The organism is Carnobacterium sp. ISL-102, from assembly GCF_018612935.1.
In the GTDB taxonomy this organism is placed as follows: domain Bacteria; phylum Bacillota; class Bacilli; order Lactobacillales; family Carnobacteriaceae; genus Carnobacterium_B; species Carnobacterium_B alterfunditum.
This window is the reverse complement of sequence record NZ_JAGGRF010000039.1, coordinates 13,151-33,670: the sequence shown is the minus strand read 5'-3', so window position 1 is coordinate 33,670 and position 20,520 is coordinate 13,151. Positions and strand designations below refer to the sequence as shown.

17 protein-coding genes and 2 pseudogenes are annotated in these 20,520 nt (G+C 34.8%); 13 read left to right on the top strand and 6 right to left on the bottom strand.

All coding sequences use genetic code 11. The features are described 5' to 3' along the window. Nucleotides 1–81: 81 nt before the first annotated feature. From J7E16_RS10405 to rpmH, 6 genes are all read right to left on the bottom strand, one after another. Nucleotides 82–1,131, bottom strand: coding sequence for a sensor histidine kinase (locus J7E16_RS10405; protein ID WP_251006166.1), 1,050 nt, complete (start codon nt 1,129–1,131; stop codon nt 82–84). Next, nucleotides 1,094–1,786, bottom strand: a complete 693-nt coding sequence (locus tag J7E16_RS10400) for a response regulator transcription factor (RefSeq protein WP_214891482.1) — start codon at nt 1,784–1,786, stop codon at nt 1,094–1,096. Before J7E16_RS10400 ends, J7E16_RS10405 begins: the two co-directional genes overlap by 38 nt. Before the next feature lie 472 nt (nt 1,787–2,258). Continuing rightward, nucleotides 2,259–3,047 carry an RNA-binding cell elongation regulator Jag/EloR gene (jag, locus tag J7E16_RS10395; protein WP_034547053.1) on the bottom strand — a complete coding sequence of 263 codons (789 nt, stop codon included), beginning with the start codon at nt 3,045–3,047 and terminating at the stop codon, nt 2,259–2,261. A gap of 44 nt (nt 3,048–3,091) precedes the next feature. Then, entirely contained in the window at nt 3,092–3,919 is an 828-nt protein-coding gene (gene yidC / locus J7E16_RS10390; protein WP_214891480.1) for a membrane protein insertase YidC, read from the bottom strand. 29 nt (nt 3,920–3,948) lie between these two features. After that, nucleotides 3,949–4,287 carry a ribonuclease P protein component gene (rnpA, locus tag J7E16_RS10385; protein ID WP_034547057.1) on the bottom strand — a complete coding sequence of 113 codons (339 nt, stop codon included), beginning with the start codon at nt 4,285–4,287 and terminating at the stop codon, nt 3,949–3,951. Nucleotides 4,288–4,442: 155 nt separating this feature from the next. After that, nucleotides 4,443–4,577, bottom strand: coding sequence for a 50S ribosomal protein L34 (gene rpmH / locus J7E16_RS10380; RefSeq protein WP_034547059.1), 135 nt, complete (start codon nt 4,575–4,577; stop codon nt 4,443–4,445). A 623-nt stretch (nt 4,578–5,200) separates the two neighbouring features. Here rpmH and dnaA point away from each other — a divergent pair. From dnaA to dnaB, 13 genes and pseudogenes are all read left to right on the top strand, one after another. Further along, nucleotides 5,201–6,538, top strand: a complete 1,338-nt coding sequence (gene dnaA / locus J7E16_RS10375; RefSeq protein ID WP_034547061.1) for a chromosomal replication initiator protein DnaA — start codon at nt 5,201–5,203, stop codon at nt 6,536–6,538. Between the two features lie 183 nt (nt 6,539–6,721). Further along, nucleotides 6,722–7,864, top strand: a complete 1,143-nt coding sequence (gene dnaN / locus J7E16_RS10370; RefSeq protein WP_034547063.1) for a DNA polymerase III subunit beta — start codon at nt 6,722–6,724, stop codon at nt 7,862–7,864. Nucleotides 7,865–8,129: 265 nt separating this feature from the next. Beyond that, nucleotides 8,130–8,381 (top strand): S4 domain-containing protein YaaA, encoded by a 252-nt coding sequence (gene yaaA / locus J7E16_RS10365; RefSeq protein ID WP_214891478.1) that lies wholly within the window; start codon nt 8,130–8,132, stop codon nt 8,379–8,381. After that, nucleotides 8,381–9,502 carry a DNA replication/repair protein RecF gene (gene recF, locus J7E16_RS10360; protein WP_034547069.1) on the top strand — a complete coding sequence of 374 codons (1,122 nt, stop codon included), beginning with the start codon at nt 8,381–8,383 and terminating at the stop codon, nt 9,500–9,502. Before yaaA ends, recF begins: the two co-directional genes overlap by 1 nt. 2 nt (nt 9,503–9,504) lie before the next feature. Next, nucleotides 9,505–11,442, top strand: coding sequence for a DNA topoisomerase (ATP-hydrolyzing) subunit B (gyrB, locus tag J7E16_RS10355; protein ID WP_353049889.1), 1,938 nt, complete (start codon nt 9,505–9,507; stop codon nt 11,440–11,442). 23 nt (nt 11,443–11,465) lie between these two features. Beyond that, complete coding sequence (gene gyrA / locus J7E16_RS10350) at nt 11,466–14,045, top strand: DNA gyrase subunit A (RefSeq protein ID WP_214891476.1); 2,580 nt, start codon at nt 11,466–11,468, stop codon at nt 14,043–14,045. A gap of 826 nt (nt 14,046–14,871) precedes the next feature. Next, a complete protein-coding gene (gene rpsF, locus J7E16_RS10345) occupies nt 14,872–15,171 on the top strand; it encodes a 30S ribosomal protein S6 (protein WP_034547078.1) in 300 nt (99 codons plus the stop codon). Between the two features lie 39 nt (nt 15,172–15,210). Beyond that, nucleotides 15,211–15,675, top strand: a pseudogene (gene ssb, locus J7E16_RS10340) (single-stranded DNA-binding protein); the annotation flags it as partial. Further along, nucleotides 15,655–15,738, top strand: a pseudogene (locus tag J7E16_RS11640) (single-stranded DNA-binding protein); the annotation flags it as partial. The pseudogenes ssb and J7E16_RS11640, both read left to right, overlap by 21 nt. Before the next feature lie 30 nt (nt 15,739–15,768). Next, nucleotides 15,769–16,008: a 30S ribosomal protein S18 gene (gene rpsR, locus J7E16_RS10335; protein WP_007724031.1), complete on the top strand. Its 240-nt coding sequence runs from the start codon at nt 15,769–15,771 to the stop codon at nt 16,006–16,008. 327 nt (nt 16,009–16,335) lie between these two features. Then, nucleotides 16,336–18,336 carry a DHH family phosphoesterase gene (locus J7E16_RS10330; protein WP_214891472.1) on the top strand — a complete coding sequence of 667 codons (2,001 nt, stop codon included), beginning with the start codon at nt 16,336–16,338 and terminating at the stop codon, nt 18,334–18,336. Between the two features lie 4 nt (nt 18,337–18,340). After that, nucleotides 18,341–18,796, top strand: a complete 456-nt coding sequence (gene rplI, locus J7E16_RS10325) for a 50S ribosomal protein L9 (protein ID WP_214891470.1) — start codon at nt 18,341–18,343, stop codon at nt 18,794–18,796. 195 nt (nt 18,797–18,991) lie between these two features. Then, the gene (dnaB, locus tag J7E16_RS10320) at nt 18,992–20,374 is read left to right on the top strand and encodes a replicative DNA helicase (protein ID WP_214891468.1); all 1,383 of its coding nucleotides are present in this window, start codon (nt 18,992–18,994) and stop codon (nt 20,372–20,374) included. The last annotated feature ends 146 nt before the right edge of the window (nt 20,375–20,520 follow it).

Genomic DNA, 20,520 nt, shown 5'->3' with positions numbered 1-20,520 from the left:
GTTTAATAAAAATGAACATCATCTGCTTTTATCTTTTCTTACAGATTACTGTTTAATCTTACAATTTTGTAAGATTCTCCCTCAATAGTCTTTTATTAACGGTTTTCTGGCTAAATCGATCGTTACTTTGGTGCCTTTTCCTAAAGTTGATTCGATTGATAGGTCATGACCAAGTCGTTTTGTTATTTCCTGACTAAGAAATAATCCCAGTCCAGTTGATTTTTCATGTATCCTTCCATTAAAACCCGAATAACCACGTTCAAATATACGCGGCAAATCTTCAGAACGGATGCCGATACCGGTATCTTCAATAATAAGTTGCTGATCTTTTTTGGGACTCATGTAGATCCTGATAACGCCACCTTCTGAAGTATATTTCAAACCATTGGAAATAATTTGTTCAACTAATACCCGCAGCCACTTCTCATCTGACAAAACAACAGCTGCTGTCTCTTGATAGTCTAATTGGATACGATTATAAATAAATAAGATAGAAAATTTTTTAACAGTCTCTTTGATCACGCGATCAAGCGAAACTTGTTCAAAATCCAAATCAGAACCGCTTTGCTCTATTTTTAAATAATTTAATGCCATATGTGTATAATTTTCGATTTGCAACAGCTCTTGTTCCATTTGATAGCTAAATTTTGTTTGACTGTCTCGTTGTATCAATAAGCTGATAGCTGAAATAGGTGTTTTGATTTGATGCAGCCATAAAGTGAAATAGTCCATCTGAGAACTACTTCGCTGCAAATTTTTTTTTTCGATTTGTTGATTTTCTTCTATTAATTTTATGATTTTAAGCCGCCAAAAAACTTCATTTATATCTTGACTAGCCGGCAATTGTTCAAGTGTGCCGATAGGATCTTTATCTAACCGTTCCAACAAACGAAATTTTTTATAATATTTTGAAAACTGAAACATGAACAAACAACTACCTAAAAATAAAGAAAGTTCGATACTAAATAGTAAAAAATAGACTGGTAATCGTCCTAACACATAAATGAAACTGAATACTAGGACGTTAAGTATGTAAGCTATCAGCAAAGATTGGTTGGCTTTGATAAAAGCTATGAAAATAGCTGCCCATTTCTTAGTTGGTTCCATCATGATCATCCTTTTGAAGTCCATATCCATATCCTTTTTTGGTGACAATAAAAGAAGTTACATTTATTTCTGCGAGTTTTTTTCGTAAGCGATTAATATTAACAGCTAATGTATTATCATCAATAAAGGAATCATTTTCCCATAATTTCATCATAATAGCCTCTCGAGAAACAAAGGCTCCTTTTTGTAAAAAAAGGACTTCTAAAATTTTCATTTCATTTTTGGTTAATTCTATTTCTTTATCCTGGTATCGAACCTTTAATTCACTTGTCTTTAGCTGGACCTGCTGATAACTCAAATAAGCATCGTTGCCAGTAAAATCATATGTTCTGCGCAACAATGCTTGTATTTTGGCTAAGGCAACGGTTAGATCAAATGGCTTACTAATAAAATCATCTGCTCCCATTTGTATCGCCATTACGATGTCCATTCGTTCGCTCTGTGAAGAAACAAAAATAATAGGTACTTGAGAAATTTTACGAATTTCCGTACACCAGTAATACCCATTAAAATAAGGAAGTTTGATATCTATTAAGACCAATTGAGGTGCTTCTTGCGTAAATGTGTTCATTACGTCATTAAAATCTGTGACATAGAAAGCATCGTATTGCCATTTCGTTAACTCTTCTTGCAAAATTGAGGCGATTACTAAATCATCCTCAATAATCATAATTTTCATCAATTTATTCACCTGCTCATCCTTGATTCGTTACTTTTACTATACAGGATTATTTCTTATCAGCCTATCAGACTTTTGGCTTAGTAACCATTTTTGACTAATCGTAAGAAAGAGGCTGGGACATAAGTCCAAACCTCTTTGCCTATCCAACTATTGATCCCAAAGATACTTCTAAAAGTAACCTCGCCGGTAGAAAAATGTAAAAATCATAGAAAAAACAGATCAATCATTTTATGATTCAGACATATAGGGTCTATCATTTTTAGTGTTCATAGATCAGTTTGATTACTCATAAGAAATTTCTTTTTGAACACCAACATCTTTTTTAGACGATTGATATGTATATAGAACAAAAAAAGAATCTTTTCAACAGTTTCCTGATAAAAAGATTCTTTTCTTATTCTCAGCTAGTTATGACCTAACCACTTTTTTACTTGATTACTAAATTCGTTAGAGTACAGACTATATACTTTTATTTTAATTCAACTACTAAGTAGCGATGAGGTTCGGTTCCTTCAGAATGAGTAGCAACCGCGTCATCTTTGCTCAAATAAAAGTGAATTTGTTTTCTTTCAGAAGCAGGCATTGGTTCTAAGAATACAGGTTGCTTTGTACGACGGACTTTTGCTGCAGTCCGCTCTGCTAGTTCTCTCAAAGCATCTTCTCTGCGTTCACGATAGTCTCCAACATTTACAACAGCATTAAATTTTGTTTTAGCATGATGGTGCAGCAAAACTTGAGCTAACGATTGTAAAGCATTTAGTACTTTACCATGTTTGCCAATGACCAAACCTGCTTTTTCTGTTTCAATATGAAAAACAACTTGTTTTTTAGTTTCTTCTATTATCACTGTACTAGAAATACCCATTTTTTGGATAATTTCTTGCAGGTAATCTGCCACCATTTTAATAGCTTCTTCATCATTTCTTTTTGTGTCAGTTTCTTTAGAAAGTTCCTCTTCTTCTGAAATGGTTGTTTCTGCCAAAACAGGAGCCTTCTCATTTACAAGGTCAATTGAGGCTGATGATGATTTTACTGTTTTAACTTCAGCAGAAGATTCTTTAAAAAAATCTTTAGCATTATTTTCAGCTGCAATTTTTGTAACAGTTACGATCGCATCTTTCTTTCCAATTTTAAAAATACCTTTTCTACCTTGATCTATTATTTCAATAGAAGCTTCTTCTTTAGCGATTCCCAGTTCCTTTAATGCTTTCTGGATAGCTTCATCTACCGTTTCAGCTTGAGCTGTATACTTATTCATATACCTACCTCCATTCTAAACACTTTTGATTCATCGAACCTATCTTATTTTTTTCTTTTCTTAGGTTTTAAAGCTTTTTCAAGAGCACGTCGACGGTCCCGTTCAATTTGGCTCTTTTCTTCACGCACTTTTTTAATTTTAAAAGGATTATTCAATAATAATGTTTGTCCCACAGAAAATGCATTTCCTACGACCCAGTACAGCGATAATGCACTTGGCAATGTGATCCCCATAAATAAAATCAATGCAGGCATCATATACATCATAGTCGTTGTTGTAGGATTGGGCTCTAATTGACTCATGGTTGATAGCTTAGTTGTTGCATACGTCAATATAGCAGCTAGTACAGGTAAAACAAAGTATGGATCTGGTGCTCCTAAATTCATCCATAAAAAGTTTCCTGTTTTCAAAACTTCTGTACGGCTGATAGCTTGGTACATAGCAATCAACACCGGCATTTGAATAAGCAATGGCAAACACCCAGCTACAGGATTAACACCTGCTTCTGCGTATAATTTAGACGTTTCTTCTTTTAATTTATTTTGTGTATCTGGATCTTTAGAAGCGTACTTTGTTTGTAATTTTTTTAACTGTGGTTGCATCTCTGACATTTTTTGAGTACTTTTTGTTTGGTGATGCATGACAGGTAACAGAACCAATCGAATGATCAATGTAAAAATAATTATTCCTGTCCCGAAACTTCCACCAAATAAATCAGCTAACCAGATGATTACACGGGAGAAGTTAAAAACAATATATTTATCCCAAATCCCTGTGCTTTGTTCTGTGATGGGTGAAGTGCCACAACCCACCAAAACGACTGCTAAAAAAACAGTCCCTAATAAAAGAAGTAATCGCTTACGTTTGTTCACGTCCTGTCCTCCACTCTAATAAGTAAAAACTATCTTAATAATTTTGCAAGCTTTAAAACATGCGTCAAACTTTTTTTTGTTTCCTTCATCGTCATATCTGCTATCGGTTTACGAGCAATTACAATGAAATCATTTTCTGCTTTTAGCTGCGGTTTTAACTCTGTTAAACTTTGTCGAATTCTTCTTTTGACATTATTCCGCATGACCGCGTTACCTATTTTTTTACCAACAGATATTCCTACACGAAAATGTGGCTGGTCTTTTTTATCTAGCACATAAATGACAAATTGACGATTTGCTGTTGATCTGCCATTGTGAAAAACTTTTTGAAATTCTGCTTCTTTTTTGACACGATAGGTTTTTCTCATTAAAATAACCTCTCATCTCTTATTAAATTAATAAAAATACCGTTCCATTTAATTGAATAAGGAATAAATTACCCAGTAATCATTTAAAGAAAAACGACTACTGAGTAATTTTTATTCCAATCCTAAAAAAAAAGACCACTGAAACGTTCAGTGATCTATGCTGATAATACTTTTCTTCCTTTACGACGTCTGCTTTGTAATACATTACGTCCACTTTTAGTACTCATGCGTTTACGGAAACCATGTACTTTTTGACGTTTACGCTTTTTGGGTTGGTAAGTTCTTTTCATGCGTGATACACCTCCTGTGAAAACTATCTCTCATTATTGTTTCTTACATTATCCAAAGACAGTCTAAAATTATTATAACGAAGAAAAAATAGTCTTGTCAAACATATTACCCCTATTTTTATTCATTCACTTATGTATGATAGCATATTTTCACTTATTATGAAACAATCTTTTGCAAATTCTTTTTACACAGCATCATTCTTTTCTTTTTTATTAAGACTTACTAAGAATTCCTGCTTTTTTTTTATTTAAAATAAAGATATCCACAAGGGTATAAAGTTATGCACACGCCTGGGGAATAGTTTTTTCAGGCTTTTGTTATCCTCAAGTTATCACCTGGTTATCCACAAATGAACATGGTGTGCAAAAACGTTATCCACTACTCCTTTAAAAATGTGCATAACTCTGTTTTAGGCTGGTGCGTCAGTTTAATTTAGTTGATAGTTATCCACAAAATTCTAGATTTAGTTGTTATTAAATAAAGTTATCCACTACTGATTTTCGCCTGTGTATAACTTTATTTACAGGCAGTGTATAATTTTTCTTTTAAAAAAACTACTTGTGGAAAACTTTTTAGAAAAGTGCTAAACTGACATAGACACATTTTATAAGGAGGTTCTCTTTTGGATGATCTACAAACACTATGGAATTTTTTAAAAGAAAAATTTAAAGAATCGCTATCCAAAGTTAGCTATGATACGTGGATAGAAAGTGCTAGTCCAATACGTATCACAGATAACAACATTATTATTGAAGTCCCTTCTTCTTTGCATAAAGAATATTGGGAAAATAACTTAGCTACCCGAATCGTTGAAAATATTTATGAATACTCCAGTCGAGAAATTTCTCCGTTATTTGTTATTAAAAATGAGCAAGAAACATCTACACTTGCCAATAATAATCTTCGTAATGAAGTTCCTAAAAAAAACTGGTTTAAAAAAGATATTCAATTAAATACAAAGTACACTTTTGATACCTTTGTTATAGGTAAGGGAAATCAGATGGCTCATGCTGCTGCTTTAGTCGTTGCCGAAGAACCTGGAACAATCTATAATCCTTTATTTTTCTATGGCGGAGTTGGACTTGGAAAAACCCATTTGATGCATGCTATAGGTCACCAAATGTTGCTGCTGAATCCTGATGCACGGGTAAAATATGTCAGTAGTGAAACATTTGCAAATGACTTTATAAATTCCATTCAAAATAAAACACAAGAAAAATTTAGAAACGAATACCGCAGTGTTGACCTGCTTTTAGTAGATGATATTCAGTTTTTTGCAGATAAAGAAGGAACTCAAGAAGAATTTTTCCATACATTTAATGCCTTATATGATGACCGAAAACAAATCGTATTGACGAGTGATCGTTTACCAAACGAAATTCCTAAACTGCAAGAACGGTTGGTCTCAAGATTCGCATGGGGGTTATCAGTAGACATTACGCCTCCAGATTTAGAGACGCGGATTGCGATCCTAAGAAAAAAAGCCAATGCTGAACGGTTAGAAATTCCAGGCGACACTTTAAGTTATATAGCTGGTCAAATTGATTCAAATATTAGAGAATTAGAAGGTGCATTGGTTCGTGTTCAAGCTTATGCCGCTATTGAAAGTCGCGATATTACCACTAGTTTGGCTGCGGATGCATTGAAAAGTATGTTACCTTCAGCAAAACCAACGACACTTACTATTCTTGATGTTCAACATGCCGTCAGCAAATATTATCAATTATCGATCGCTGATCTTAAAGGTAAAAAGCGTATTAAATCAATTGTTTTACCAAGACAAATTGCCATGTATTTATCTCGTGAACTTACATCAAATTCGTTACCTAAAATCGGTGCTGAATTTGGCGGGAAAGATCATACAACCGTTATTCACGCTTATGAAAAAATCGTTCATGCTTTAACAAAGGATGAACAGTTAAAACAAGAAATAACTGATTTAAAGAAAAAATTAATGTAGCTTTTTTATTTTACACATGTGTATAACTAATAGAGTTATCCTTTTTTTGTTAACAGGTTATCCACATGTGTAAAACCTGTTAAATAAAAAGCTCATCATTGTTTTCCACAGTATCCACAAGCCCTACTACTATTACTAAAAGAACTTATAACATAAATTAAACTATCTCTGGAGGTAAAATTAATGAAATTTACAATAAAACGAAGTGCCTTTTTAAAAAGCCTGGCTGATGTTCAGCGTGCAATTTCTTCTAGAACAACCATTCCAATATTGACTGGATTAAAAATCATTGCAAATGATGAGGGGTTAACTTTAACTGGTAGTGATTCAGATATTTCGATTGAAGCTTTTATTCCTATTTCAGAAGAAGAAAATCTTTTAACGATTGAAAAAACTGGTGGAATTGTTTTACAAGCACGCTTTTTTAGTGAAATCGTAAAAAAACTACCTGAAGAAACGATGACGATTGAAATACTAGATCATTTTCAAGCATTGATTACTTCAGCAACAGCTTCATTTACTATTAACGGCTTAGATCCAAATAATTACCCTCATTTGCCGATCATTGATACGTCAGAATCATTTACCTTACCGGTAAATTTATTTAAACAAGTTATTGGACAAACGGTTATTGCTATTTCAACGCATGAGAGCCGTCCAATATTAACAGGTGTAAATATTGTGATTGAAAATGGCAAATTTTTAGCTGTTGCTACAGATAGTCATCGTTTAAGTCAACGTGTGATTCCTATTGAAATGAATGATGAACAAGCATCTAAAAAATATAATATTATTATCCCAGGTAAGAGTTTGATTGAATTATCTCGTACGTTAGATGAAACATCAGACACTATTGAAATGATGATCACTGAAAACCAAGTTTTATTTAAATCAGAAAACATGTATTTTTATTCTCGCTTACTTGAAGGGTATTATCCTGATACCAAGCGTTTGATTCCTGATAATTCTTCAACAGAGATCAGTTTCAATGCTAGTGCTTTATTGGGTTCTATTGAACGGGCTTCTTTACTTTCACATGAAGGAAAAAATAACGTTGTTAAAATCACTATCAATCCTGATTTAATTGAAATTTCAGGTAATTCACCTGATGTTGGTAATGTTAAAGAGGAATTAGATTATCTGTCTGTTGAAGGAGAGCCAATCGAACTTTCATTTAACCCTGATTATATGAAAGATGCATTGAGAACTTTTGGCCAAACAGATATAAAAATTAAATTTACCTCTCCAGTCCGTCCTTTTATCTTGGTTCCAAGTGAAAATGGACAAGATTTTATTCAATTGATCACTCCTGTTCGAACTTTTTAAAGATCAAACAGTTAAAAACCACTTTTCATGCAATTGAAAAGTGGTTTTTTTTTATTGTGCTCCAAATCAGCATGATATTTTCGTTTTAAGCAATTATGGAAGCTTTAAGGTCTTTTTTTATCTTTTAGCTAAAATCGATAATAGTAGGGTTATTTTTAGATTCAGTTGTATTATTGGCTAAAAGATAGTATAATAAGAAGAATAAGCAGCAGTGTGATGCGTGGATTATATCCACGCATATTTTAATGAAAAGTAGGTGAAAAAGATGAAAAAAACAATTAAAATCAATCGTGAATTTATTACATTAGGACAACTTTTAAAACATGTAAATATTATTAGCAGCGGCGGAATGGCTAAATGGTACTTGGCTGAACACACAGTACTTGTCGATACTGAAAATGAAAATCGTAGAGGTAAAAAACTTTATCCTGGTTCAGTCGTTGAAATACCAAATGAAGGAACTTATTTTATCCAATCAGAAGAGGCTTCTACTGAATCAACTGAGGACAAAAAATAATGCTATTGAAAGAGATCCATCTTTCCAATTATCGTAATTATGAGCATGCTGAAGTTATTTTTTCTAAGGGAATCAATGTTTTCTTAGGAGAAAATGCCCAAGGGAAAACTAGTTTGATGGAAGCTATTTACGTATTAGCAATGGCAAGAAGCCATAGAACTGCAAATGATAAAGAGACCATTCGATGGGATCAAGACTTTGCGCGGGTAAGTGGAAGAATACAAAAGAAAAACACTAGTTTTCCACTTGAAATCTCTATTTCTAAAAAAGGAAAAAAAGCAAAATTTAATCATTTAGAACAAAAAAAACTAAGTGAATACATTGGAAATTTAAATGTTATTTTATTTGCACCAGAGGATCTATCTCTGGTGAAGGGTTCGCCTTCTGTCAGGAGAAAGTTTTTAGATATGGAAATGGGGCAAATGAGCCCTATTTATTTACACCATCTTGTGCAATACCAGCATCTTTTAAAACAAAGAAATAGTTATCTTAAACAATTAAGTTTAAAAAAAGAGAAGGATCTAACTTTTTTAGATATTTTAACCGAGCAGTTAGCAGAATATGGAGCGGCTATTTTATTAGAGCGTTTTTCTTTTGTAAAAAAATTGGAAAATTGGGCCAAACCGATCCATGGTGAAATTTCTAAACAAAAAGAACAGCTTGAAATTGAGTATGCGTGCAGTCTGAAAATTACAAACGAGACAAACAAAGAACAAATTTATTCAGATTTAATGAACGCCTATGCCCAAGGTAAGCAGCGAGAATTAGAGCAGCGAACCACTCTTTTTGGTCCTCATCGAGATGACTTGAAATTTAGTGTGAATGGAAGAAATGTCCAAACATATGGCTCTCAAGGTCAACAAAGAACGACGGCATTGAGCGTTAAATTAGCTGAAATCGATTTGATGAAAGAAATGACGGGTGAGTATCCCGTCTTGTTGTTAGACGATGTCTTATCAGAATTGGATGATGAACGGCAAACTCATTTGTTGAAAGCTATTCAAAACAAAGTCCAAACCTTCTTAACGACAACTAGTTTAGATGGAATAAAGAAAAATATGCTAGAAGCTCCAAAAATTTTTCTGATTGATAATGGCCAAGTAGAAATGGAGAGTGAATGAGTGTGTCTGAAGAAATGAAAAGTAAACAAGATTTAGCAAATGAATATGATGCGAGTCAAATACAAGTTCTAGAAGGTCTAGAAGCCGTTCGTAAACGTCCAGGGATGTACATTGGTTCAACAAGCAGTGAAGGTTTGCACCATCTAGTATGGGAAATCGTAGATAATTCAATTGATGAAGCCTTAGCTGGTTTTTCTGATGAAATCAACCTTAGTATTGAAAAAGACGGAAGTATCATTGTTACGGATAATGGACGTGGAATTCCAGTCGATATCCAAGCTAAAACAGGCCGTCCAGCAGTGGAAACCGTTTTTACGATTCTTCATGCAGGTGGTAAATTTGGCGGTGGAGGTTATAAAGTTTCAGGTGGTTTACATGGGGTAGGATCTTCAGTGGTTAATGCTCTTTCAACTACGTTAGATGTTTACGTATACAAAAACGGAAAAATCTATCATCAACAATATGCTCAAGGGAAAGTTGTCCATGATGTAGAAGTGCTTGGTGAAACCGATAAACATGGAACAAAAGTCCATTTTGTACCAGATCCTGAGATATTTAAAGAAACAGTTGAATTTCATTTTGATAAATTAGCTACACGTGTCCGTGAATTAGCTTTCTTAAACAAAGGATTGAAAATTACGGTTGAAGATAAACGCGAAGGTAAAGAACAATTCGTAGAATACCACTATGAAGGTGGTATCAAGAGTTATGTATCATTTTTGAATGAAAATAAAGCTGTCCTATACAATGAACCTATTTTTCTAGAAGGCGAACAGCAAGGGATCACTATCGAAGTAGCTATGCAGCATACAGACGGTTACCATAACAATCTAATGAGTTTTGCTAATAATATCCATACTTATGAAGGTGGAACACACGAATTTGGTTTCAAGACGGCATTAACTCGTGTGATAAATGACTACGCTAAAAAGAATAAATTGATCAAAGAAAATGAAGAAAACTTAACGGGTGAAGATGTACGTGAAGGGCTAACGATCGTCTTATCTATTAAACATCCAGATCCTCAATTTGAAGGACAAACGAAAACAAAATTAGGTAATTCTGAAGCACGTACTATTACAGATCGCTTATTCTCTGCGCATTTCGAAAAATTTTTAATGGAAAATCCGCAAGTAGCTCGTCAAGTTGTTGAAAAAGGCTTGCTTGCTGCTAGAGCTCGTTTAGCTGCAAAAAGAGCCCGTGAGGTTACACGTAAAAAAAGTGGACTAGAGATCAGCAACCTGCCTGGTAAATTGGCTGACTGCTCAAGTAAAGACCCTACAGTCAGTGAAATATTTATCGTTGAGGGAGATTCTGCGGGAGGTTCTGCTAAGCAAGGACGTTCAAGACTATTCCAAGCTATTTTACCGATTCGTGGAAAAATACTAAACGTAGAAAAAGCAACACTAGATAGAATTCTAGCAAACGAAGAAATTCGGTCATTATTTACTGCTATGGGAACAGGATTTGGAAGCGACTTTGATGTTTCTAAAGCTCGTTACCACAAATTAGTTATCATGACAGATGCGGATGTTGATGGAGCACATATTCGTACATTATTATTGACATTATTTTATCGCTACATGCGTCCAATAGTTGAAGCGGGTTATGTCTATATCGCTCAACCTCCTTTGTATCAAGTGCGCCAAGGTAAAAAAATGGTTTATTTGGATTCAGAAGAAGAATTGGATAATCATCTGAAAGAAATTCCTCTTTCACCAAAACCTGTGATCCAACGTTACAAAGGTCTTGGAGAGATGGATGCTGAACAATTATGGGAAACAACCATGAACCCAGAAAATAGACGGATGCTGCAAGTCACAGTTGACGATGCTATCGAAGCGGATAAAAGTTGTGATATGTTGATGGGTGATCGTGTTGAACCAAGACGTCAATTTATTGAAGAAAATGCACGCTATGTACAGAATTTAGACATTTAATCCAATTAGGAGGACAATAAAAAATGGCTGAAGAATTTAAAGAAAATATAAAAAATATTGAATTAAGCCATGAAATGCGCACATCATTCCTTGATTATGCAATGAGTGTTATTGTAGCGCGCGCATTGCCTGATGTACGAGATGGTTTAAAACCAGTACATCGTCGTATTTTATATGGTATGAGCGAATTAGGTGTAACACCGGATAAATCTCACAAAAAATCAGCACGTATCGTTGGGGATGTTATGGGTAAATACCATCCTCATGGAGATAGTGCGATTTATGAATCAATGGTTCGGATGGCACAAACTTGGAGCTACCGTTATCCGTTAGTCGATGGTCACGGAAACTTTGGGTCAGTGGATGGCGATGGAGCTGCAGCGATGCGTTATACTGAAGCTCGGATGACAAAAATGGCATTAGAAATGCTGCGCGATATCAATAAAGATACGATTGATTACCACGACAATTACGATGGATCAGAACGTGAACCAGATGTTTTACCGGCTCGCTTTCCAAATCTACTCGTAAATGGAGTTACAGGGATTGCTGTTGGTATGGCCACTAATATCCCACCCCACAACTTATCTGAGGTTATCTCGGCATTGCACATTTTAATGAATGATCCAGATGCAACAACTGCTGATTTAATGGAAGCTATACCTGGTCCTGATTTTCCAACTGGTGGATTAGTAATGGGTAAATCTGGTATCAGAAAAGCCTATGAAACAGGTAAAGGTTCGATTATGGTTCGAGCTAAAGTTGAAATCGAAATACAAAAAAATGGCAAAGAACGCATTATCGTGCATGAACTGCCTTACATGGTGAATAAAGCAAGATTAGTGGAACGTATCGCTGACTTGGCTAGAGACAAACGAATTGAAGGCATAACCGATTTAGCAGATGAATCCGACCGAGACGGTATGCGCGTTGTAATCGACGTTAGACGCGATGTTAGCGCAAGTGTAGTCTTGAATAATTTATATAAATTAACGTCCCTTCAAACATCGTTTGGTTTTAACATGCTGGCTATTGTTAATGGTGTTCCGAAAGTATTAAGTTTAAAATCCATTCTTGAAGAATATTTAAAACATCAAGAAGTTGTCATTCGTAGAAGAACAGCTTACGATAAACGTAAGGCTGAAGCGCGGGCACACATCTTAGAAGGTTTAAGAATTGCTTTAGATCATATTGATGAAATCATTCGCCTTATCCGTGGTTCAAAAACGGGAGATATCGCTAAAACGGCTTTGATTGAAACGTATGGTTTATCAGAGAAACAAGCCCAAGCTATTTTAGATATGCGAATGGTTCGATTAACTGGTTTAGAGCGTGATAAAATTGAATCAGAATATACCGAATTGATGGCTTTGATTGCAGATATGGCTGATATTTTAGCTAAACCGGAACGGATACACACGATTATTGAAACAGAGCTTCTTGAAGTACAAGAAAAATTTGGGGATGCTCGACGTACAGAGTTATTAGTAGGAGAAGTTCTAAGTCTTGAAGATGAAGATTTGATCGAAGAGGAAGACATTGTTATTACTTTGACAAGCAAAGGATATATCAAACGTCTTCCAAGTTCTGAATTCAAATCGCAAAGACGTGGTGGACGCGGCATACAAGGAATGGGAGTTCATGATGATGATTTCATTGAAACTTTGGTCTCTTGTTCAACACATGATACATTGCTATTCTTTACGAATAACGGTAAAGTTTACCGTTCGAAAGGATACGAAATCCCGGAGTATGGCCGTACAGCTAAAGGAATTCCAGTCATTAACTTGTTAGGTATCGACTCTGGAGAAACCGTCCAAGCGGTCATAAATGTCAGAGGAGAGTCTGAAGAAGGACTTTATCTGTTCTTTACAACTCGTCTTGGAACAGTTAAACGAACGGATGTAAAAGCCTTTTCTAATATCCGAAGCAATGGCCTAAAAGCTATTGTATTAAAAGAAAATGACGAATTGATGTCTGTTTCTGTAACCAATGGAGATCAGAATATCATTATTGGAACACATTTGGGTTATGCTGTAAGCTTCCATGAAAATGATGTTCGAAATATGGGTAGAACTGCTGGTGGTGTTCGTGGTATCCGATTAAGAGAAAATGATTATGTCATCGGAGTAGACTTGTTAAAAGAGGATTCTGAAGTTCTGATCATTACAGAAAAAGGATACGGTAAACGAACTAAAGCAAGCGAATATGCTATTAAAGGCCGTGGCGGAAAAGGAATCAAAACAGCTAATATTACAAGTAAAAATGGTAACTTAGCTGGTTTAACAACCGTCAAAGGTGATGAAGATATTATGTTGATAACAAATACGGGTGTTATTATTCGTTTTAGTGTTTCAGCAGTATCACAAACGGGTCGTGCAACATTAGGTGTACGCGTTATTCGAGTAGCTGAAGATGTAAAAGTTTCAACTATGGCAAAAGTAGATGCAAAAGTCATAGATGATGAAATAGATGAAGCAGGGATTGTTTCTGAATTAGCAGCTACGGAAGATAAGGCATTAAATGAATCAAGCCAAGAAGTTGAAAGTGTTAATGATTCTGAGAATGATGAAGAAGAAGGCACCGACTCAACAGAAGAATAAAATAATCAAAAAGAGGCTGGGATATAAACTAGCTGAGAATTAAGAAAAAGGGACTGTTTATCAGGAAACTGATACATAGTTCCTTTTTTTGTTATATTTATCGATTGTCTGAAAAATGGTGTTGGTGTTCTAAAAGAAATTTCTTTTGAAATAACAGGTTTGCTTGTGGAGAGCCATGGAAGCGCCTGAAGCCTTTGGTCTTCCAGGCTTTCAAGCCTCAAATAGAGCTTAATCGCTGAAGTGTTAAAGCTCTATAATTCGTATTGAATTCTTTACATGGCTACAAGCAACTCCAATTCCGTCAGAAATTTAAAGTGAGTAGTCAAACGGGTCTATGAATATCAAAAATTATAGTCTCATATCGATTATTTAAAAAATGTTGGTGTTCTAAAAGAAATTTCTTCTGGAATAACGGGTTTGCTTGTGGAGAGCCATGGAAGCGCCTGAAGCCTTTGGTCTTCCAGGCTTTCAAGCCTCAAATAGAGCTTAATCGCTGAAGTGTTAAAGCTCTATAATTCGCATTGAATTCTTTACATGGCTACAAGCAACTCCAATTCCGTCAGAAATTCCAGGTAAGTGATCAAACTGATCTATAACTTTTTGATAAAAAGAGTTAAAGGTATGATAGTCAATCGCATGCTCATTTTGGATTTTATAATTGTGATCAAACCGAATTTTTTTAAATATTTAAAACGCAATTCAGGTATTGATGTTCATAATAAAACATGCTATACTGAACGGACGTGAGTAATCTAATGAATATTCAAAAGATTACTCTCCTTGCTCTGTAAAAAGAGCCAAAGTCCATAAGGAGGTGACAGTCAAGATGAGTAAAGCAGCAAAATACGAAATTTTATACATTATCCGTCCAAACATCGATGAAGCTGAAAAAACAGCTTTAGTTGAACGCTTTGACACTATTTTAAAAGATAATGGTGCTGAAATCACTGAATCTAAAGACTGGTCGAAACGTCGTTTTGCTTACGAAATTAAAGATTTCCACGAAGGAATCTATCATATCGTAAAACTTACTGCTAATGATGCAGCTGCAATTAACGAATTCGATCGTTTATCTAAAATCAGTTCTGATATTCTGCGTCATATGACAACTAGAGAAGAAGACTAAGCAAAAAATGTTTCACATGAAACATTTTTAACGGAAGGAGTGGGCAATGTGATTAACAATGTTGTTTTAGTTGGAAGATTAACAAAAGATGCTGATTTAAGATACACTTCAAATGGCACAGCAGTAGCAACATTTTCATTGGCTGTAAATAGACCGTTTACAAACCAAAAAGGTGAAAGAGATGCTGATTTTATTAACTGTGTAATTTGGAGAAAAAGTGCTGAATCATTTGCAAATTTCACTAGAAAAGGTGCATTAGTAGGTGTGGAAGGACGTATCCAAACACGTTCTTATGATAATCAACAAGGGCAACGTGTGTACGTTACAGAGATAGTTGTTGAAACGTTCTCATTATTAGAATCAAAAGCTAAAAGCGATGAACGTAAAGACCAAAATGATTCTCAACCTGGATCTCATGGTTCTCAACAAAAAACTTATAACAATACACAAAGTAACTCACAAGACGCTGCTCCCCGTAACCAACAATATCAAAACTTTGGAAACTCTGATCCTTTTGAGAAGAGTGGACAGCCAATTGATATTTCAGATGATGATTTACCATTCTAAAATGAATGGGAAATAAAGGAGGAAAATGAAATGGCTCAACAACGTAGAGGCGGCAAAAAACGCCGTAAAGTTGACTTCTTTGCAGCAAACCATATCGAACATGTGGACTATAAAGATGTTGATCTTTTAAAACGTTTTATCTCTGAAAGAGGTAGAATTTTACCGCGTCGTGTTACTGGAACGTACGCAAAAAATCAACGTAAATTAACTAAAGCAATTAAACGTGCTCGTATTATGGGATTATTACCTTTCGTAACTGACGAACAATAAAAAAATGAAAGGAGTTGAGGCAAATGTCTCAGCTCCTTTTTAATTTACATATTGAGATACACTTGGGGAAGGATACTCTAGAAAAACTAACTCATTGATATCAATATAGTGAAATCATCCTCAATGAAATTTTAAAGGAGCGTTTGTTTTTTTAGTTCCTTTGAAAAGTGTGAATGTTTTCTTATGAGAAAAAGAGTTCAACTAAAAGTTTCACGTGAAACTTTTAGTTGGATTTGTTTCATGTGAAACAAGTTGTCTACTTGGGTAACAAGTGGTAAAATAGTAAATGAACTTTAAACAGGAAAGAGATGGAAAAAGGAGTCTGTTATGAATAAGAAACTATCTCAAGAAAAACTTCCGGAATTCTTAAATGATAAAAAAATACAAATTATTATAGCGATTATAGCAGCGTTGCAATTAGGTACAATCATTCTGGGATTCTTCGCTAATTTTGGAATTGGTTTAGCATTATTGGTTATTTTTATAGTAGTACTATTTTTGTTGTATGATTTGTTGAAAAAATTGACAATTGAAAACAAAAAATATATTTCTGATTTAGCCTTTCGAATTAAACGTGGGGAACAAGAAGCGCTTATAAAAATGCCAATTGGGATCCTGTTATTTAATGAAAACTTACAATTGCAGTGGATCAATCCCTATCTTCAATCACACTTGGGTTATCAAGAAGTTTTAGGTAAGCATTTAGAAGATGTTGATAGTGAATTAGCCGCATTGGTTAAAGAAAGTCAAGATTCTGGTTTGAAAACAGCTAAGTGGGGCGATAAATATTTCCAAATTATTATTCAGAAGGATATAAAAGTTGTATACCTTATGGACATCACAGAATACGCTATCATCCAATCAAAATATGAGGATGAAAAGATAGTTGTTGGAAATATCTTTGTTGATAATCATGATGAAATCACTCAAGGGATGACGGATCGGAACATATCTAATTTAGATAATTTTATAACAACGCAACTATCAAATTGGGCAAAATTACATCATGTATACTTAAAGCGGATCACTGAAGATCGTTTTATTGTTATGATGCATTATAACTCTTTAGAAAAGATGGAAGAAGAGAAATTCAGTATCATCGATCAAATTAGGGAAAGAACGTCAAAACAAAATTTCCCTTTAACAATAAGTATGGGTATTGCCTATGGTTCTGAGGATTTAAGTGAATTGTCTAAATTAGCTCAAAGTAACTTGGATTTAGCTTTAGGCAGAGGTGGAGACCAAGTTGTTGTTAAGGGCTATGATATTGAACCACGTTATTATGGTGGAAAAACAAACCCAATGGAAAAAAGAACGCGTGTTCGTTCTAGAATGATCAGTCAGGCACTTCAGGAACTAATAAAGCAATCTGACCAAATTTTTATTATGGGACATAAGTATCCTGATTTAGATGCTATAGGTTCTTCTTTAGGAATTAGAAGAATTGCTGAAATGAATAATAAAGAAGCCTGGATCATTGTGAATCCAGAAGAGTTTAGTAAAGATATATCCAAATTAATGAAGGAAGTTGAAAAAGATAATCAAATTAGCCGCTATATTATAACGCCGTCAGTTGCAGAACAAATGATTACGGTCAATAGTTTAGTTGTACTAGTTGATTTCCATCGTCCTTCTATGGGGATAGCACCGGATCTGATTTCACGGACGAATAAAGTAGTAGTTATTGATCATCATCGTCGTGGAGAAGGATTTCCAAATAATCCTGCTTTGGTTTATATTGAACCTTATGCGTCATCTTCAGCTGAATTGATCACTGAGCTGTTTGAATACCAATCAGAAGAAGCGGATCCAATCAATAAAATTGAAGCTACTGCTTTATTAGGCGGAATTGTTGTAGATACAAATAGTTTTTCTCTTAGAACAGGATCTCGTACGTTTGATGCGGCGAGCTATTTAAGATCTTGCGGTGCTGATGCTGTTATGATCCAACGACTATTGAAAGAAGATACAGAAACGTATCTTCTTCGTAGCCACTTGATCGAAACGATTGAATTTATCACTGAGAATATAGCAGTTGCGATTGGTGAAGAAGGCAGTATTTATGATACAGTAGTAGCAGCCCAAACGGCCGATACGATGCTTTCGATGTCCAATGTAGACGCAGCATTTGTTATAACGAAGCGGTCTGATAAAAAAATTGGCATCAGTGCCCGTAGTTTGGGTGAAATCAACGTACAGGTCATTATGGAACAACTAGGTGGTGGCGGTCATTTATCCAATGCAGCTACACAGTTAGAAGACATAACGATAAAAGAAGCAAAAGAATGGCTGCGAGATGTTATTGTAAAGAGTCAAGAGGAGGAATAAAATTATGAAAGTTATATTTTTAGCAGATGTAAAAGGTAAAGGCAAAAAAGGCGATATAAAGAACGTTGCAGATGGATATGCACATAACTTCCTATTAAAAAACAATCTGGCTAAAGAAGCTACATCAGCTAGTGTAAGTGAATTAAAGGGAAAAATAAAAGCTGATGAAAAGAAAGAAGAAGAAATCTTACAAGAATCTAAAAAGGTAAAAGAATTTCTTGAAAAAGAAGAAAATGCGATTGAAATTAAATCAAAAGCTGCTGATGATGGGCGTTTATTTGGATCTGTTACAACTAAACAAATAGCTGCTGCTGCTGAAAAACAATTAAATATTAAACTAGATAAACGTAAAATTGAGTTGCCGGTTCCTATTAGAAGCTTAGCATCAATGAAAATCGATGTGAAGATCCACCCGGAAGTGGTCGCTACTATAACGGTCAGAGTAGTACCAGAAGGTTAAATTAGTATGAAAAGTAAAACATTTGGCTCCTTAGTATAAGAGCCAAATGTTTTTTTATTTAGATCCATCAGAAAGGAACGAGCGTTCTTTTTGATGGATTGTATTTCTTATATTTTTAAGGTAGAATAATAGAATTGAATCCAATTAGTTTAAGGAAAATAATCGTAGTATTGATAGTGAAAGGGAGAGGATCTATTGGCACAAGAAGCTTTTCAAGACCGCTTACCGCCGCAGAGTATAGAAGCTGAACAAGCTGTATTAGGTTCCATATTTTTAGACCCGGATACTGTTGTTGGTGCTTTAGAATTTATCGAGTCAAAAGATTTTTATCGTCGTGGACATCAATTGATTTTTCAATCAATGTTAGAACTAAATGGTCATAACGAAGCCATCGATATTGTTACGGTAACCAATGCATTAGAATCTAGAAATCAGTTAGAAGATGTCGGTGGAATGGCCTACTTAGCTGAACTGGCTGTTTCTGTTCCAACGGCTGCCAATATGGAGTATTATGCAAAAATAGTAGAACAAAAAGCTATTTTAAGAAATTTGATCCATACAGCAACAGATATTGTTACCAGAGGATATGAAGAAGGAGACGAGCTTGCAACGATTTTAGACGAGGCAGAGCGCAGTATCCTAGAAGTATCTGAAAGGCGTAATAGGAGTGGTTTTTTAGCCATTTCAGATGTATTAAACAGCTCTATTGCTCAAATAGATCAACTTTATCAAAATAATGAGGAAATTACTGGTTTACCGACTGGTTACCAAGCATTAGATAAAATGACAGCTGGCCTCCAAAAAGAAGAGCTGATTATTTTAGCTGCTCGTCCAGCAGTAGGGAAAACAGCATTTGCTTTAAACATTGCTCAAAATATTGGAACTAAGACGGATGAAACAGTTGCTATTTTTAGCTTAGAAATGGGTGCTGAATCGCTTGTCAATCGTATGCTTTGTGCGGAAGGCAGTATTGATGCCGGTCATTTAAGAACTGGAACATTATCAGAAGAAGAATGGCAAAGTCTGATCGTAGCTATGGGTAGTTTGTCAAAAGCCAATATTTATATTGATGATACACCCGGAATCAGGATCGCTGAAATCCGTGCTAAATGTCGCCGACTAAAACAAGAAAAAGGAAATCTTGGTTTAGTGTTAATTGATTACCTGCAGTTGATTGAAGGAACTGGGCGTGAAAGTAGGCAACAAGAAGTTTCTGAAATTTCTCGTCAACTAAAAAAATTAGCGAAAGAACTAAAAGTACCTGTGATTGCATTGTCTCAATTATCTCGTGGTGTTGAACAACGTCAAGATAAACGCCCAGTATTAAGCGATATTCGTGAATCGGGTTCTATTGAACAAGATGCTGATATAGTAGCTTTTTTGTACCGTGATGATTATTATGATCGTGAAGGCGGCGAAGAAGACGAAGACCATGAACCAGGCGAAGATAATGTGATAGAAGTTATTATTGAAAAAAACAGAAGTGGTGCAAGGGGTACAGTTAAACTTTTATTTATAAAAGAATACAATAAATTTTCTTCGTTAAGCTATTATCCAGATGATCTGGCTCAACGTTAAAAAAGACTAATACGGACTATTGATGTGATCCCAAAAAGTTAGATGAGTTCATAAAAATCTGATTTTTAGGATACTGAACAATAGATTGTTCGTATATTGTCTTTTTTTTTGATTTTTTATAAAAAAATGTTCGTCTATTTCTGGTT

Coding starts and splice junctions, on each gene's coding strand:
- J7E16_RS10405 (WP_251006166.1), bottom strand. CDS start 1,131: ATGGACTTCAAAAGGATGATCATGATGGAACCAACTAAGAAATGGGCA.
- J7E16_RS10400 (WP_214891482.1), bottom strand. CDS start 1,786: ATGAAAATTATGATTATTGAGGATGATTTAGTAATCGCCTCAATTTTG.
- jag (WP_034547053.1), bottom strand. CDS start 3,047: ATGAATAAGTATACAGCTCAAGCTGAAACGGTAGATGAAGCTATCCAG.
- rnpA (WP_034547057.1), bottom strand. CDS start 4,287: ATGAGAAAAACCTATCGTGTCAAAAAAGAAGCAGAATTTCAAAAAGTT.
- rpmH (WP_034547059.1), bottom strand. CDS start 4,577: ATGAAAAGAACTTACCAACCCAAAAAGCGTAAACGTCAAAAAGTACAT.
- dnaN (WP_034547063.1), top strand. CDS start 6,722: ATGAAATTTACAATAAAACGAAGTGCCTTTTTAAAAAGCCTGGCTGAT.
- yaaA (WP_214891478.1), top strand. CDS start 8,130: ATGAAAAAAACAATTAAAATCAATCGTGAATTTATTACATTAGGACAA.
- recF (WP_034547069.1), top strand. CDS start 8,381: ATGCTATTGAAAGAGATCCATCTTTCCAATTATCGTAATTATGAGCAT.
- gyrA (WP_214891476.1), top strand. CDS start 11,466: ATGGCTGAAGAATTTAAAGAAAATATAAAAAATATTGAATTAAGCCAT.
- rpsF (WP_034547078.1), top strand. CDS start 14,872: ATGAGTAAAGCAGCAAAATACGAAATTTTATACATTATCCGTCCAAAC.
- rpsR (WP_007724031.1), top strand. CDS start 15,769: ATGGCTCAACAACGTAGAGGCGGCAAAAAACGCCGTAAAGTTGACTTC.
- J7E16_RS10330 (WP_214891472.1), top strand. CDS start 16,336: ATGAATAAGAAACTATCTCAAGAAAAACTTCCGGAATTCTTAAATGAT.
- rplI (WP_214891470.1), top strand. CDS start 18,341: ATGAAAGTTATATTTTTAGCAGATGTAAAAGGTAAAGGCAAAAAAGGC.